Source organism: Paraburkholderia terricola (assembly GCF_900142195.1).
In the GTDB taxonomy this organism is placed as follows: Bacteria; Pseudomonadota; Gammaproteobacteria; order Burkholderiales; family Burkholderiaceae; genus Paraburkholderia; species Paraburkholderia terricola.
Genome location: NZ_FRAB01000058.1, coordinates 1 through 15,282, shown reverse-complemented (window position 1 = coordinate 15,282; position 15,282 = coordinate 1). Strand labels below are relative to the sequence as shown.

The window sequence follows — 15,282 nt, the reverse complement described above, 5'->3', positions numbered from 1 at the left end:
CTGCCATGTGCCGTCGAGAAGCGCCATAAGCACGTAGCAACCGCGAACTATTTGAACCGATGCACACGCAGGCCGTTGCAGTAACCGTTTTTCTCGTCGACTCGACGCCGTATCAGACAACCACCCGGGTCACGGAGGACACAAGGCAACGGCCAATCCTCTCACCTGACCGGAACCGCCGCTGGCGAACTATTCGATGCCACCCGGGCGTCCGGGGAGATGTCCCAGCCGCCGCCCAGAGCACGAAATGCCCCCACCGCAGCGCGCGCCGCGTCCGCGCGTGAGCTGTCCAGATTGTCACGCGCGACGAGGAGTTGACGGTCCGCGTCCAGCACGTCTGTGAGGGTTATGGCTCCTGCTCTGTAGGCGCGTTCGGACAAATCGCGGGCGCGCGTCAGTGATGTCACTTCGCCCTGCAACTCCTGCCGTCGAGCCTCTGTCTGGGAAAGCGCTGTGAATGCGTTCTCAACATCCTCAGCGGCCTTGAGCACCGCCTGGCGATACAGTGCAAGCGCCTCCGCGTTCGCGCCTCGCGCCTGTTTAACCTCCGCATCCACCTTCCCGAAGTCAAACAGACGCCACCGAAGCGATCCAGTACCGACCGGCTGAAACGCTGCCGCGGTAAAGAGGTGATTGGTGCTCACGCTGTCAAAGCCAAGCGCGCCAGACAGGGAGATCTTCGGGTAATAGCCCGAGATTGCCGCGCCGATCCGTTCACTTGAAGCAGCGACTCGCCGCTCTGCCGCGATGATGTCAGGTCTACGCCTCAGGACGTCCAGTGGCTGGTCGTTATCGTCAATTTTCGGGATCGCAGGTATGGTGGAGGAGACGGACAGTTCATGCGCGTACGTTCCCGGCTGCGCACCCATGAGCACATCCAGGCGGTTCAGTTGCGCCTCAAGCGACGTGCGCAGGGTAGGTACGGTAGACCTTGCCTGCTTTAGCAGCGCCTCGGCCTGGGCAATCTCCCTCTCGTCTGCCGCGCCGGCGCGACGCCGTACCCGAACAAGCTCAAGAAGGCGTCCGTCCGTGCCAATCTGATCCTGCGCCACCGCAAGCCGGGTCTGGAACCCTCTGACCTGCAGGTATGCATCGGCGGCGTCGGCGGCCACCGTAATGCGCGTGCCGAGTTGCTCGGCCTCGGCCGCCTGTACTTCGTCACGCGCCGCAGCAGCGCTGCGACGCAGTCCGCCGGCCAGATCGATTTCCCAGCTCGCGGCAGCCCCAACGTTGTACTCGCGCTGATCGCGACTGTAGCCAGGAAACGTTCTCGCGATCGTACCGACCGGACTTAACAGGCTCTGGTGTTCAGCGGTGCCCGTCGCGTCGAAATCAAGCGTTGGCAGAAGCTGCGCGCCCGCCCCCGCTGCGACCGCCCTCGCCTGCTGAACGCGGGCAAACGCTGCCGCGAGGTCCAGGTTCTGTGCAAGAGCACGCTGAACGACGGTTACGAGCATCGGGTCATCAAATCCGGCCCACCAGATGTCAAGGCGCGGAGCGGGCCTGGACGCTTGCTGAGTGCTTGTCGCAACCCGGTTGTGGAACGGCACAAGCTGCGTAGTCGGTGCCGCATATTCTGGCCCCACCGCACAACCTGCAACGCCCGTTGCAATCGCAACGCCCGCGGAAATGACACGGAGCAGGCTTTGTGACGGTTTGCGCACGACCGTGTGAGGTATGCCTTCGGCCGTCTGCCGCCGGCATGCCGTTTTCACTCCGCTGATCTCGGGCAGATATCGCGCGCCGTCATGCGGCTGGTGTCGAAGATTGCCAGCTTCACTCTGCGAACCTGAAACACACATTAGTCTGCGAGCAAAGGCAGTAGTGAAGATCATGTGCGCTCCTTGCGGCCAAATTTGCGAATGAAAACATAGAAGGCAGGGGTGAACAGAAGTCCGAAGCACGTCACACCCAGCATGCCGAACAGCACCGCCGTTCCGAGGGACTGGCGCATTTCAGCGCCGGCTCCTGTGGCGACCGCGAGCGGCGCGACTCCCAGGATGAAGGCAAACGACGTCATCAGAATGGGACGCAGGCGTGTGCGTGCAGCGTGCACCGCGGCGTCAACCGGTGTGGTTCCCTCGCCCTCCTTCTGACGCGCAAATTCGACTATCAGGATTGCATTCTTCGCAGCCAGTCCGACGAGAACGACGAAGCCGATCTGCGCCAGGATATCGATGGGCATGCCGCGAGCGATCAGGCCAGTGACCGACGCGAGAATACACATCGGTACGATCAGGACGATCGCAAGCGGTAGCTTCCAGCTCTCATACTGCGCGACGAGAACGAGAAACACGAAGAGCGCAGCTGCTCCGAATACCAGGAGCGTCGGGGTGCCGTGTTGCTGCTGCTGGTAAGCCAGGTCCGTCCATTCGAAACTGATACCCTGCGGCAGCACCTGATGGGCAAGCTCTTCCATGCGATGGAGTGCTGTACCGGTGGCAATGCCTGGCGCTGCGACACCCTGAACCTCTGCGGCAGGGTACAGGTTGTAGCGAGGCACGCGATAGGGAATCGTACGGTTCTCCATTTGCGCCACCGTGCCGATTGGCACCATCTCACCGAACTGGTTTCGCGCCTTCAGACGCGTAATGTCCTGCGGGGTATGCCGGAATTGCCCGTCAGCCTGAACAATGACCTGATAAGTTCTGCCGAGATAGTTGAAGTCGTTCACGTACTGTGAACCGAGATAGACCTGCAGGGCGGAAAACACATCCGTGGGTGTGAGCCCGACCTTTTCAGCCCTTACACGATCAATATTCGCGAAAACCGATGGCGACCCCGCATTGAACAGGGTAAAGACTCCAGCAAAGCTCGGATCCCTGTTGGCGGCAGCAACAAGGGCATTCGCCGCATGCACAAGCGCCTCAGACCCGAGTCCTGCGCGGTCCTCCAGCATCATCTTGAACCCGCCCGAATTCCCAAGACCCTGTACAGGAGGCGGCGGAATGGTCAGCACATAAGCGTCCTTGATGACGGAGAGGCGTTTGCGCAGGTCGGCCAGCACAGTGTTCGCCGTCACGCCCGGAATCTCGTGGTTGTAGAGCGACGGCAACCCCGAAAAAATCGTTCCTGAGTTCGACGCCACGGTCAACGTTGTCGCGTCAAGCCCAACGAACGGGGCAACGTGTTCAATCCCGCGCGTCGTCAGGATAATGTCAATGGCATTTCGGACCACTTTCTCGGTACGGTCAAGTGACGCGCCCGGCGGGAGTTGAACCACGGTAATCAGATAACCCTGATCCTGTTCCGGAATAAAGCCGGTTGGCGTACGAGAAAACTCAAGACCCGTAACCCCTATCAGCACTACGTATATTGCGAGAACGACGGTGAGTCCACGAACGAGACGACGTGTGACGTTTCCGTACCCGAACGACAATCTGTCAAATCCCCTGTTGAAGCGATCGAAGCCCGCATGTAGCAGACGCTGCGCGAGGCCCGCGTGCAACGCGATATGCGGCTCATGCGACTTGAAGAGCACCGCGCAGAGGGCGGGACTCAGAGTGAGCGACACAAAGCAGGATATGACAGTCGATGCTGCGATCGTCACCGCAAACTGGCGAAAGAACAGCCCCGAAATCCCGCTGAGGAAGGCAGACGGGATGAAGACGGCACATAGCGTCAGCGCAATCGACAGCAGTGCCCCGCCCACTTCGTCCATCGTCCGGTGAGCCGCCTCAGCCGGCGACATGCCAGAGCGCATGTTGCGCTCGACGTTCTCGACTACGACGATTGCATCGTCAACGACAATGCCGACCGCCAGCACGAGGCCAAACAGAGACAGGTTGTTTAGCGATATTCCGAAGGTGGCGAGGACGATGAACGACCCAAGCAGGGAGACCGGAATTGCAACGACCGGGATAATCGTGGCCCTCCAGTTCTGCAGGAAAAGAAAGACGACGCCAACAACAAGCAGGATTGCGACGAATATCGTGACAATCACCTCGTCGACGGATTTGCCGATAAAGATGGTCGGGTCGTAGATGATTTTGTAATCCATTCCTGCGGGGAACTCATTCTTTAGCCCGCGCATCGCGGACAAAACCTGCTGCTCGACAGCAAGCGAGTTCGCACCGGGCTCCGCATAGATTAGCAATGTTGAAGCGTTGTCACGGTCCATGAAAGCGGTTGAACCATAGTCCGCGGCGCCCACCTCGACACGACCGATATCGCGTATCCGCGTCACGCGGCCCTGTGCGTCGGACTTGACGACCACGTCGGAAAATTGCTGTGGCGTAGACAGCCGGCCGAGCGCCTCTACGTTTATCTGGTACGCATCGCTGCCCGCCGTGGGCGGCTGGTTCAGGACACCAGCCGATACCTGCAGGTTCTGCGCGCGTAGTGCTGTGAGCACTTCACTCGCATTCAGATTGTTGGCTGCGACCTTGTCGGGGTCGATCCAGATACGCATTGCGTACTCACGGGCACCCTGGAACTGCACGTCGCCGACGCCTTGCAGACGCGCTAGCGTGTCCTTCACGTGCAACGTCGCGTAGTTCGAGAGATAAAGTGTGTCGCGCGTTCTGTCAGGTGAGTACAGGTGAACAGCCAGCAATATGCTAGGTGTCGACTTCCTCACCTGAACGCCAAGGCGCTGGACGTCTTCGGGCAGGCGCGGTAACGCATCCTGAACCCGATTCTGTGTGAGCATCTGCGCGACGTTCAGGTCAGTGCCGATACGAAAGGTAACCGTGACCGTCAACCGGCCGTCTCCCGTGGACTGGCTGCTCATGTAGAGCATGTTCTCGACGCCGTTGATCTGCTGCTCCAGCGGCGTGGCCACTGTTCGCGCAATCGTTTCGGCCGACGCACCCGGATAGGATGTGGTCACCTGCACAGTCGGTGGAACGATCTCCGGGTACTGTGCGACGGGAAGCACGAACATCGCGCCCAGGCCGATTAGCGTCAGAAAGGCACTGACCACCGTCGCGAAGCGCGGCCTGTCGATAAAGAAATGGGCAATACGCATGGCTTCACTGTCCGCTAGTTCTGTTTAGGCTCATAGCGGATCGCACCATCGCGCGTCGCCACTTTCGTTCCGGGCGCCGCAAAGGGCAAACCGTCGACGATCACGCGATCGTCCCGAGACAGGCCCGAGCGGATCACGCGCAACCCCCCTCGTATCTCGCCGACCTCGACATGCTTTGCCACAACCGTTCCGTCAGTGCTAACCGTCATCACGAGGTATTCGGACTGGTCTGGCAAAACGGATGCGTCCGGCACGAGCAACGTCGGTGCGGGATGTGCCACCGCGAGACGCACGCGCGAGAACTCGCCAGGTATAAAGCGCAGGTCGGCATTGGACACCGTCGCTCGAGCGTGGATCGTGCCGCTGGAACGGTCCAGCACGTTGTCGACGAAATCGAGCGTGCCTTGCCGTGTGTAGGTCGTCGAATCGCCCGCCGCGAGTTCGACGCGATTTGCAATCGGTCCTTTGGTGTCGCCGCGATACTGCGAAAACGACTGGAAGTCCGCCTCGCTCATGTCGAAGTCGAGGTAGACCGGATCGAGCGAGACGAGCGTCGCGAGCAATGTCGTCGGGCTCGTTGCGCCACGGCTGCCTGCAATCAGGTTACCGGTGGAAACGAGATGCCTGCCAATGCGGCCGGTAAACGGCGCCGTGATGCGGCAGCGATCCAGATCGAAGCGGGTGTCGCGGATCCGCGCCGCAGCATCGTCCAGTGCAGCTTGCGCAGCATTCAGTTCGGACGTACGCTGCTCGACGTTCTGCGTCGTGCCAGCATCATTGCGCTCCAGTTCCTGCGCACGCGCCAGCTCCTGCTTCGCCAGAACCAGGCGCGCCTCAGCGGTCCGGCGCAGGGCAGTCGCCTGCGCGAGCCGAATCTCATACGGCACGGGATCGATGGTGAACAGCAGATCGCCCTTGTGAACGATGTCGCCGTCCCTGAAGTGAATACCTGTGAGCGTACCGCCTACCTGTGCGCGCAGTTCCACCTGATCGACTGCCGAGAACTGGCCAAGAAATCCGAGTCGGGTGTCGAGGTCGCGTACCAGCGGGCGGCTGATCGTTACCTCGTGGGGCGGCAGGGGTCGCGCATTGGCGACGCTATCACCACGACCATGCGAGTAGAGAAACCACCCGCCCCCGCTTACCATGATCACAGCGGCCGCGGCAGCCCAGGTTCTGGCGCGCCGGCCCACCGTGCCATATCGCGCACGATGAACTGTGCCGCCGTCTTCCAGCCTTGTTTTCGTATCCAACTTCAATCACCTCGAAAAGTGTTGTCGTTCGCCTCTTCGCGAAACGGCGTCTCGACCGATCGGCGCACCAACTGATTGCGCGGACCGGACAACGTGGCTATTTAGATTAGCGGTAACTTCTAACTTGCGTTAGATTACATATGAAATCTAATATGTCAAGCCTTTTCAGGGCGCTAACTAATAGCTCTACCGACCCTGGACCGATGCATCTCAGAACCAGCAACGCTTCGCCAGATTGTTCGCCCTTGCCAGCATGTCTATTCATCATCGACGGATTTATGCGAGGAGTTCGATCCGCTATGCTGTGCAAGCTTTTAACCACTGTGCGCGTGAAACCGCTTTCGGGGCCATCGTGGGTGATTGCGTTTGGTCTTTTTGCGGCATGAAGGAGCGCTCCTCCATACCGGTCCTTCTTTTGTCGCGGCGCACGTTCCCCGAAGTGCGCTTTTTTTTAAGGCGCAAGACATGATCGGCGACGACGCGATGAGGCGATCCATTCATGAGCAATCGCGTGCACACAGGCTGTCCCGGCAAGATGTGCTTTCCGACGTTCTGGATCTGATACGGCTACGAGGCGAATCAATCGAGGTATACGAGACTGCCGAGGCGCAACGCAAGCCCTTTGATGCTGGACGCGCCCGCTTTCACTTTATTCAGGACGGCGCCTTCCGGCTCGACGCGATCGCTATCGATACGGCGACGTTAGTCGCCGGTGATCTTGTTTTGCTACCTAAAGGATGTGCGCACGTTCTCTCCGCAATCCATGCGCTTGACTCTCTGCCCGGATCACCCTCGCGACCCGATGAATGTCGCAGCTTCGCCGAAAAGCCCTTTCGCGTCCTGACGGGCTCGTTCGTATTCGAATCGGCATCCGCCGGCTCATTGATTGGGGGTCTCCCAGATGTCATTCACCTCCGGGCCGACGCATCGGGTACACCGGAATGGCAACACGCGATCCTGCGGTTCGTGCGGCTGGAAGCGAGCGAGCCGTCGCCAGGCGCTGCGCTCATGATCTCGCGCCTGATCGATCTGCTGGTGATACGGAGCTTGCGCGAGTGGGTGGCGAAGAGTCCCGCTCATAGCGGATGGCTCCGGGGCCTCGGCGACGCACGACTTGGGCGTGCACTGGCGGCCATGCATGAGGATCCCGCGCGTGAATGGAAACTTGGGGCGCTCGCGAAGATTGCGACCATGTCCCGGTCGCACTTTGCGGACCGATTCACGGAGATTGTCGGCGAGCCGCCGCTCAGGTATCTCGCACGGTGGCGCCTGAGCCTTGCCGCGGATCTGCTGCGCAACAGCGGCGTGCGAATCAGCGAGGCAGCGTCTGTTGCCGGTTACCAGTCGGACTCCTCGTTCTCACGGGCCTTCAAGGCGCGTTTCGGATATTCACCCGGCGCCGTACGTCATGGTGCGGATCCGGATCAGGGCATGCCGTCACGCTGAGCTTCAGTCGAAAGCGATCATGCCACGCTCTACGCTGGGCCGCACCATCACGCCAGCGAACCATCGCTGAAGAAGCGGATACTGCGCCCAGTCGATCGACGACGACAACGCGGCCACTATGCTGACAGCCGCGATGTCTGCGAGCGTGAATGACTGCCCCGCCATGAATGGTGCGTTTTCCAGAAACATCTCGCTTGCAAGGAGTACATTAAGACAGCGCCGTTCCATCAATCTTCGCCCCTCTTCGCATCCTTCGTTCTTCAGAAAGAAGGATGCATGACTGGGCGCGATCACGTCAGTCACGAAAAAAAAGAATCGCTCGAGTGCAAAGGGCGCCGATGCATCCGTTTCGGGCGGTAACAACCTGCCTCCCGCTCGTCGGGCAAGGTAAAGAAGAATCGCATTGGACTGCGCGAGAACAAGCGGAGGCGCCGCCGACGAGCGAACTCGCAGCACCGGCACTTTTCCACCCGGATTCAGTGAAAGGAAATCTGGTGTGCGCTGCTCCCCCGCCCGAAGATCGAGCTTCACGACCTGGTGAGCGATCGCGAGTTCCTCCAGCGCAATCGCCACGCGAAGACAGTTACCCGTCTTCGCGCCGTACAGGGTAACGTCGGCGGACATTGTCAGGGAGCCGGCGTTTCGGGCATGACGATGCGCTCGTACTGGCCTCCGGCCGCAGCTTGCCGGTACGCTGGCGCATCGATCATCGACTGCGGAAAGATCGGAGCCAATGCGCTGGCACGATCCAGCCGCTCGACGTGATGCTGCGCAAGCGTGAGCTTTGAAGCGCCAAGGTATGCTGATAACTGTTCGCTCGTCCGAGGTCCAATGATCGGCAGTGAACCCTTTAGCAAGACCCACGCTACTGCCACTTCGGATGGCGTGACCCCAAGCTCGGTCGCAACCGCAAGGGTGGCATCGACGATGGCCATACGCTGGCCGGAATTTTCCTGCTGGAATACCGCACCGCCCAGTGCTTCAAGGCGCCCTTTCTCGCCCCGACGGTACTTGCCCGAAAGCAATCCACCACCGAGCGGCGACCATGCCACCATCCCCAGTCCAAGGGCCTTGCCTGCCGGCATCAGTTCGTGCTCGGCTGTACGCTCGACCAGGCTGTGCTCGAACTGCAAGCCGGCGACTCGTGCCCAGCCGCGCAACTCGGCGATCGTTGCCGCCCGCGCGACGCGCCACGCAGGGAAGTCGGACAATCCGATATAGAGCACCTTGCCGCTGCGCACGAGGTCGTCCAGGCCTCGCATGATCTCGTCCGTTGGCGTGATGCCATCGGAAAAGTGCACCCAGTAGAGGTCGATGCGATCGCTCTTGAGACGCTTGAGGCTCGCCTCAACAGACAGGCGCATCGCGAGCCGGCTATTGCCCGTCGCCAAAGCACCCATGTTGGGCGCCGCTGCCTGAGTGTACTTGGTCGCAATCACGAAGTTATCGCGACGGCCCGGGAGGAGCTTACCGAGAAACTCCTCGGACTCCCCAAACTGATACACGTCGGCGCAATCCAGAAAGTTACCGCCCGCGTCCGCGTAACGGTCAACGATCTCGCGCGCGGCGTCGATATCTGATCCGTACCCCCACCGGCCGCCGAAATTCGCAGTACCGAGCACCAACTCGGATACCCGCAGCCCAGTATGTTGACCAAAGAGACGATATCGCACGATCACACCCCTTCAAGTTTCGGGAGATACGGGGCCGCCGCAGTTGCCGACGTGTCGGCAGGCGTCAGCGCACGGTTGGTGGTCGAGCCACCAATATAGCGCTCGTAAATCCTCCATCCCCTTGCCGTCTTGCGCAGACGATCACGCATCGGCGAATACAGCCAGATCGCGGGCAGTCCGCTATCGCTGTGCATCACCTGACCGGCACCCAGTTTCGTCGCATCCTCAGGCGCTGCATGGCGAACCAGCAGATTCTGGTATCGCACGACAACGCCGTCTTCGTCCGCATCGACGATATGATTCGTGGCGTGACGGCTCACGCCCGGTATCAGGTACGGATAGTCGTGCTCGAAGAAGTGCCGGATTTCGGCGTGTCCACTAATCGTTCCGTGAAAGTGGTACGCGACGGCGTCGGGCAGGAACGCCTCGATCATGGCTTCGACGTCCCATGTCTCGAAGAACCAGTTGACGCGATTGACGAAATCGACTGCGCTGACGCGGTCTTCGGCGCTGACCGTGCTCGTATTTTGGACGGAGGGAAAGGCTGTCATGCAAGATCCTTTAAAGAAGAATATTTATCGGAATGAGGTAGGCCATAATGTGCAATTACACATATAAACTCAAAAAAATTTTCAGGTCGCAAAAACGACGCTCAACAGACCTGCTCGCAGCGCAGTCGCCTGTTTGCGACCGAAGCCAGCTTCGAACTCCGCCTGCGCTGCTCGCCAGCACGGCTCAGCTTCCGACAGCTTCGCCTTGCCCGCAGCGGACAGCGTGAACGTCAGTGCCGCTTTTGGACCTTCCGCAGCGCTCGTCAACCACGTTGCGTCCCGCAGGGGTCTGAGTGCACGTACTAACGTGGTCCGCTCCATGACCATCAGGTCCGCCAGATCGGCAACCGCGATTCCTGGATGCTCTTCGATGAGCGCAAGTATCGAAAATTGCGAGATCGAAATGCCGACGTCTGACAGATGGCTATCGTAAATACGCGACACATACCTCGCAGCGCGACGCGCAGCCAGACAGTGACACAGATCGGGACCAGTTAGCGGGTTCATGTTTCGCATTCTCATGTGCAACTGCACGTTTGTCAACGCTTCGTGTAATGGCTCGCCATGCTGTCGGAGACTTGCTTTTGTGGGGGGGTCACTTCCAGACATCGGCCGACTTTCCGGTCGCCCACCCTTTGTCGGCCGACATTGCAACACGCTGCGGCATACAGTCGTATTGGCCATGGAAATCTTCTCGCTTATCTTTCGGACGCAATGTCATTGAAACCGGACGACATGCAATAGGCAGCGCCCCTGAGGCCGGTTACCGTTCGCGATGGCGTCGCGCTCGCCCTGATACTTTCTGTCGCTAGACGGGCGCGATATTCAAATCTCACTTCGCGTCTTAACGTTCCTATCATGAAGTCTTACATTCTGCGGCTCTTTGCCGCTCTTGTCGTATCGCTCGGTCTCGTCACCCTTGCATCCGTTGCGGCATGCGGCAGCTCCTCAGCGAGCACCACCGGAACAGTCGTACTGGTACACGGCGCGTGGGCCGACGGCTCCAGCTGGTCGTCGATCACGCGCGTATTGCAGGCGCGTGGTCTGAAAGTAGTCACTGTTCAGCTTCCCCGCACGTCGTTAGCCGACGATGCCGCAACCGTTACCCGTGCCATCGATGCCCAGCAGGGGCCCGTCCTTCTGGTCGGACACTCCTACGGAGGCGCGGTCATTACGCAAGCCGGCAGCATTAACAAGGTTGCAGGTCTCGTTTATGTGTCAGCATTCGCGCCCGGAGACAACCAGTCGATCTCCGACCTGACGAGCCCATTCCCGAAGCCGGCCTGGCAGGCAGGTCTGGTACCCGACGAAGCTGGATTCCTTACGCTGAACACTGACACCTACCTGAGCAGTTTCGCACCGGATCTTCCGAAAGACACATCCAGTGTGCTCGCCACCGCTCAGGGACCGCTCAATGCGCGCTGCCTTACCGATAAGGTGTCTCAGGCCGCCTGGAAGTCCAAACCGTCGTGGTGGGTCTATGGCGACCAGGACCAGATCATTCCAGCAGCGCTCCAGCGGGCCGAGGCAAAAGAGATCGGCGCGAAGATAACGTCGATTGCTGGCGCGAGCCATGTAGCACTGATGTCTCAACCTGCCGCGGTGGCCGCGGTAATTCTCGACGCGGCACGAGCCACTGGCGTGCTCTGACTGGTCGCGAAAGCATCAGCGCGGCGGACTGACGCTCGCCGCGCCCGCCCTCTTGCGCAAGAGGCTCACGCAGTGCGACCAGAGATATCATTTCCCTGACAACCTGAAAAATGATCACACGCAAAATAATCGCGGTAGGTACGATGCTTCTGTCGTCATTGCTACTTTCCGCTTGCATGGCAACCACATCCAGCCAACCAGCTACGCAACGAATCTCATCAATCAGCGCTTCGCCTAATGAAATTGGCATGAGCAGGAGCGACGTAGATGGCCAGCAGGATCAACATGCCGGCGACACGGAAAAGCATAACCTGGAGATTCTTCGCTTTGTCCGGGGTTTCTAGCAGACTAGAAATGGCGGTCAGCGCGGGCGTGATGCTTTGCGCTTTGGTGACGAGGTGATGCACCTCTAGGAAAAATTTAGGTCGTTCGTGCTGCAGTTCGGTATTCGGTGGGAAATGCTCCCGCAGGAAACTGGCTGCGGCTGGGGCGTGGGACGCCGCAGCGCGATGCCAGTCGGCAGAGCGCTATCGCCTGCTGGCTTGCGTCTGAAATAGCTGTCGCGGCGGGGGTTTCGGCGGCCGCAGCAACGGTGGCATCAGTTCCCCTCCATTCTTCATTTTTATCGGTTTAGCGATTTTCTCTTCGAGACGCGACCTTGCCGTTTTTGCCAAACCTTGAAAGTAAAGGTATGGCCGAGAAAAACAACAGATGAAAGACTGAAATGGCTAACGTTTTTTTTGGAGTTTTACCGTAATCCAAATTGTAGGTGTCGCCCGCGCTCAGGAGGCGGCTGTTCAGGCTTTACGACACTTGCTCTTTAAGCAATGGTGTATTGCGCGCGGCCGATGAACGTCTCGGCCATTTCGGATAAACGCTTAGAAGGACTTTAGATATGTCAATCGATTCCGTCGGAAGCTCACTAACAATCCTATTGCAGACGAACTCGGAGGCCAAGCGAAGCGCACGCGCTCCGATGGAGTCGCCCGGTGCGGCTGAACTTGCCGACAAGAGCACACGTCAATCAGTTGTCGTCACTCTTAGCGATGGGACGAAAAAGCCGGATTCTTTGACTGCGACACCTCTGGCTGTCGCTTGGGCCCCTCAGATGTTCGTGCAAGGCGACTCAAGCGGTGATAGACAGCTTTCGAAAAACGAGTTTGAAACGCAAATGAAACGCGCTGGTCTTGCGATAGACGCCGCCGACAAGCTTTTCAAAGCGTTTGACTCATCAGGCGATAGTCAACTGACCGTTTCGGAATACGTTGATGGCGTCAACGACAGCATCCGCGCGGGGAACGAGTTGTTCAATACACTGATGCATTCCTACACCCAAGACCCAAACGGAGGCATGCAAAAGTCAGCGATTGATCGGTTTCTGAAGTCGGGCGAGGATGTAGCTTCGGCATACTGGAAGAATGCCCGCCAAACCGAATAGGCCAATGGCTGCTCTTGAGGGCGCGGTCACCTAGCGTAGGTGGCGACGTGACCAGGCAGAGAGGCGGGTGAAGCATGTCGTCAAACGGCCCCAAGCGCGAGCGCAATGCCCTGACCGCCGCCTATGCATAACGTAACGAGACCACGCCGCAATTCATCGCGGCGCATCGAGTGCGCGAGCCTCGTAACCAATACGGCGCCTATTGCACCGATAGGGTGACCGTGCGCGATCGCACCTCCATTGGCGTCGACGATATCTGCGGGCAAGCCAAGCTCTTTCATCATCGCGAGAGGCACGGCCGCGAAGGCCTCGTTGATTTCGACCCTGTCCAATTCATGCAACGACCAGCCCGCGCGTTCGACAGCCTGCCTGACGGGCGGTACCGGTCCGATGCCGAACATCTCGGGTGCTACAGCCGCCACGCCGAAGCCAGCAATAGGAACCAGCGCATCCAACCCGCGTTCGTCGGCGAACGACCGTGAGGCCACGATCGTTGCCGCGCCACCGCTATTGAGTCCTGGCGCGTTGCCCGCGGTGATCGTTCCGTCCGGGCGAAACGCGGGTCTGAGGCCCGACAGTGCCTCCAAAGTTGTGGCGCGCCGCGGGGCTTCATCGCGCGCGAACGTAACCGCACCCGAACGCGAAGGAATCTGCAACGCAACGATCTCTTTGTCGAAGAGGCGATTGGCCTGCGCCGCGGTAAAGCGCTGTTGCGAACGCTCGGCCCATCGGTCTTGCGCTTCGCGCGTCAAGTCAAAGCGCGTCACCAGATCTTCTGGTATGCCAGCGCCGAGTGCTGGCCCGAGAACGCGTCGCTAGCTTTGCGACACAAATTGCTCCGATGGAGCGGGGAATGATCCGCGTCGAGCACGTCGGCGAGCGTGATCGCGCCCGATTCATATGCTTTTTCCGACAGGTCGCGGGCACGCTGGAGGTACCCCGCCAGTGCTTCGAGTTCCGACGCCCTCAGTTGTGGTTGCGACAGCACCATGAACGCGTTCTCCACGCCTTCCACGGCGTGCAGCACAGCTAGCCGGTATTCGGCGATGGCCTCGGCGTTACGCCCTTTCGCCGCTGCGTCGCATCGCGCCGTGAAGTACCGCAATTGCTCATGACGTACGTCTCACCGCGACTGGCTCCTTCCAAAGCGTGCGGCCAAAAAAGGTCAGTGTGCGGTCCCATGCGAGTTGCGCCCAGACCGGATCGTATTGTGTACCTGGTATGCGCCCATCGCCTACGGCGGTTTCATTGGCAAAGGCATGATGTGCAAGATAGCGATGGAATTCCGCCGAGACCCCACTGCGGGTAAACTTCCCCTCGAGCACATCGACACTCGCGGCTGGAAAGAACGCGTCCTGAGTGGCCCAGTGCGCCTGGATCGGCGCTTTGATGCTAGAGGCGTCCAAACGATTCAGTGGCGGGAATCCGTACCAAATAACGCCAGCCGTAAATTCGGGGACAGCGCTGAGGGCAAGAACCGTCAATGCGCCACCCATGCAAAACCCGGTTACACCGATATTTCGCGTGTACGTACTCAGGTATTGAACGGCGCCGCGAACGTCCTGAGAGATCGCATCAGCAAAGTCGAGACTATCCATGTAGTGGTGAGCCTCTTCCTCCTCGACTGTAGACTTTCCTCTATACAGGTCGGGTACCAGCGCGATGTAGCCCGCGTGAGACAGACGGTCCGCCACGCCCCGGATCTGAGCGTTCAGCCCCCACCACTCCTGGATCACAACGATTGCCGGTGCGCCTTCCAACTTCGCCGGATTAGCAAGATAGCCCTCAACGGCTTGACCGTCCGGGCGGCAAAAGCTGACCATGGTTCCCACGTTGCGCATCGGGTTTCCTCCCATAATTAATCGACAGTTCAAGTTAAGTGCGGCTGCCTGCTTGTTGCGTAGTCAACCGGCTTTCAGAGTAGCAGAGGGCATTCATTTACCGCCTACGACCACGGATCCCCGCGCATGAGAGATGACAAACTCGTCTCTTATCGCTGCGAGGTTTCTCCGTGGAGCTAAAGTCGGAACTGGTGTACGGGGGAGTTAAGGCGGGAGATTGAAGGCGGTGGAGGTTTCAGCTGAGAATCTGATTGTCGAAGTCGGAAACCAGCAAACAACAAACCATCCACCATGAGCAAGTTTACGGAAAAAGAAGTCGTCGGTCTATCGGGGGCCGGTCTGGGTCTGGACGAACTGGTGCGGCAGGGAGCGCGGCAGGTGATTCAGCAGGCCATCGAGGCGGAGCTGTCGGCGCTATTGGAACGGTTCGAGAACGTCAAGACCCTGCACGGCCAGCGTGC

Annotated in this window: 11 protein-coding genes and 2 pseudogenes; 4 read left to right on the top strand and 9 right to left on the bottom strand. The window is 59.5% G+C overall.

Annotation, left to right across the window (positions count from 1 at the left end; genetic code table 11):
• Positions 1–161: 161 nt before the first annotated feature.
• The 3 genes from BUE39_RS30375 to BUE39_RS30365 are packed head-to-tail and all read right to left on the bottom strand — an operon-like array spanning position 162 to position 6,222.
• The gene (locus BUE39_RS30375) at positions 162–1,835 is read right to left on the bottom strand and encodes an efflux transporter outer membrane subunit (RefSeq protein ID WP_083086167.1); all 1,674 of its coding nucleotides are present in this window, start codon (positions 1,833–1,835) and stop codon (positions 162–164) included.
• Positions 1,832–4,969 carry an efflux RND transporter permease subunit gene (locus tag BUE39_RS30370; protein ID WP_073432355.1) on the bottom strand — a complete coding sequence of 1,046 codons (3,138 nt, stop codon included), beginning with the start codon at positions 4,967–4,969 and terminating at the stop codon, positions 1,832–1,834. The genes BUE39_RS30375 and BUE39_RS30370 overlap by 4 nt, the downstream gene beginning before the upstream one ends.
• Positions 4,970–4,983: 14 nt before the next feature.
• Positions 4,984–6,222 carry an efflux RND transporter periplasmic adaptor subunit gene (locus BUE39_RS30365; RefSeq protein ID WP_073432377.1) on the bottom strand — a complete coding sequence of 413 codons (1,239 nt, stop codon included), beginning with the start codon at positions 6,220–6,222 and terminating at the stop codon, positions 4,984–4,986.
• Between the two features lie 465 nt (positions 6,223–6,687).
• Here BUE39_RS30365 and BUE39_RS30360 point away from each other — a divergent pair, with 465 nt between their 5' ends.
• Complete coding sequence (locus BUE39_RS30360; RefSeq protein ID WP_084561522.1) at positions 6,688–7,668, top strand: AraC family transcriptional regulator; 981 nt, start codon at positions 6,688–6,690, stop codon at positions 7,666–7,668.
• Positions 7,669–7,671: 3 nt separating this feature from the next.
• On the opposite strand, the gene BUE39_RS30355 is transcribed toward BUE39_RS30360, so the two are convergent.
• From BUE39_RS30355 to BUE39_RS30340, 4 genes are all read right to left on the bottom strand, one after another.
• A complete protein-coding gene (locus tag BUE39_RS30355; RefSeq protein WP_073432354.1) occupies positions 7,672–8,292 on the bottom strand; it encodes a glutathione S-transferase family protein in 621 nt (206 codons plus the stop codon).
• 2 nt (positions 8,293–8,294) lie between these two features.
• Entirely contained in the window at positions 8,295–9,341 is a 1,047-nt protein-coding gene (locus BUE39_RS30350) for an aldo/keto reductase (RefSeq protein ID WP_073432375.1), read from the bottom strand.
• Between the two features lie 2 nt (positions 9,342–9,343).
• Positions 9,344–9,892 carry a nuclear transport factor 2 family protein gene (locus BUE39_RS30345; protein WP_073432353.1) on the bottom strand — a complete coding sequence of 183 codons (549 nt, stop codon included), beginning with the start codon at positions 9,890–9,892 and terminating at the stop codon, positions 9,344–9,346.
• A gap of 81 nt (positions 9,893–9,973) precedes the next feature.
• Entirely contained in the window at positions 9,974–10,399 is a 426-nt protein-coding gene (locus BUE39_RS30340) for a MarR family winged helix-turn-helix transcriptional regulator (protein ID WP_073432374.1), read from the bottom strand.
• 351 nt (positions 10,400–10,750) lie between these two features.
• Here BUE39_RS30340 and BUE39_RS30335 point away from each other — a divergent pair, with 351 nt between their 5' ends.
• A complete protein-coding gene (locus tag BUE39_RS30335) occupies positions 10,751–11,542 on the top strand; it encodes an alpha/beta fold hydrolase (RefSeq protein WP_073432352.1) in 792 nt (263 codons plus the stop codon).
• Positions 11,543–12,437: 895 nt separating this feature from the next.
• Positions 12,438–12,980 (top strand): EF-hand domain-containing protein, encoded by a 543-nt coding sequence (locus BUE39_RS30325; protein ID WP_073432350.1) that lies wholly within the window; start codon positions 12,438–12,440, stop codon positions 12,978–12,980.
• 80 nt (positions 12,981–13,060) lie between these two features.
• On the opposite strand, the pseudogene BUE39_RS30320 reads toward BUE39_RS30325, so the two are convergent.
• A pseudogene (locus BUE39_RS30320) lies at positions 13,061–13,836 on the bottom strand (thiolase family protein); the annotation flags it as partial.
• A gap of 253 nt (positions 13,837–14,089) precedes the next feature.
• Positions 14,090–14,821, bottom strand: a complete 732-nt coding sequence (locus BUE39_RS30310; protein ID WP_176035851.1) for a dienelactone hydrolase family protein — start codon at positions 14,819–14,821, stop codon at positions 14,090–14,092.
• A gap of 291 nt (positions 14,822–15,112) precedes the next feature.
• Between BUE39_RS30310 and BUE39_RS34570 the strand changes: the two are divergent.
• Positions 15,113–15,282, top strand: a pseudogene (locus BUE39_RS34570) (IS256 family transposase); the annotation flags it as partial.

What these genes read in the sequence shown, in the direction of transcription:
- BUE39_RS30375 (WP_083086167.1), bottom strand. Translation starts at nt 1,835, where the DNA reads ATGATCTTCACTACTGCCTTTGCTCGCAGACTAATGTGTGTTTCAGGT.
- BUE39_RS30370 (WP_073432355.1), bottom strand. Translation starts at nt 4,969, where the DNA reads ATGCGTATTGCCCATTTCTTTATCGACAGGCCGCGCTTCGCGACGGTG.
- BUE39_RS30360 (WP_084561522.1), top strand. Translation starts at nt 6,688, where the DNA reads ATGATCGGCGACGACGCGATGAGGCGATCCATTCATGAGCAATCGCGT.
- BUE39_RS30355 (WP_073432354.1), bottom strand. Translation starts at nt 8,292, where the DNA reads ATGTCCGCCGACGTTACCCTGTACGGCGCGAAGACGGGTAACTGTCTT.
- BUE39_RS30345 (WP_073432353.1), bottom strand. Translation starts at nt 9,892, where the DNA reads ATGACAGCCTTTCCCTCCGTCCAAAATACGAGCACGGTCAGCGCCGAA.
- BUE39_RS30340 (WP_073432374.1), bottom strand. Translation starts at nt 10,399, where the DNA reads ATGAACCCGCTAACTGGTCCCGATCTGTGTCACTGTCTGGCTGCGCGT.
- BUE39_RS30335 (WP_073432352.1), top strand. Translation starts at nt 10,751, where the DNA reads ATGAAGTCTTACATTCTGCGGCTCTTTGCCGCTCTTGTCGTATCGCTC.
- BUE39_RS30325 (WP_073432350.1), top strand. Translation starts at nt 12,438, where the DNA reads ATGTCAATCGATTCCGTCGGAAGCTCACTAACAATCCTATTGCAGACG.
- BUE39_RS30310 (WP_176035851.1), bottom strand. Translation starts at nt 14,821, where the DNA reads ATGCGCAACGTGGGAACCATGGTCAGCTTTTGCCGCCCGGACGGTCAA.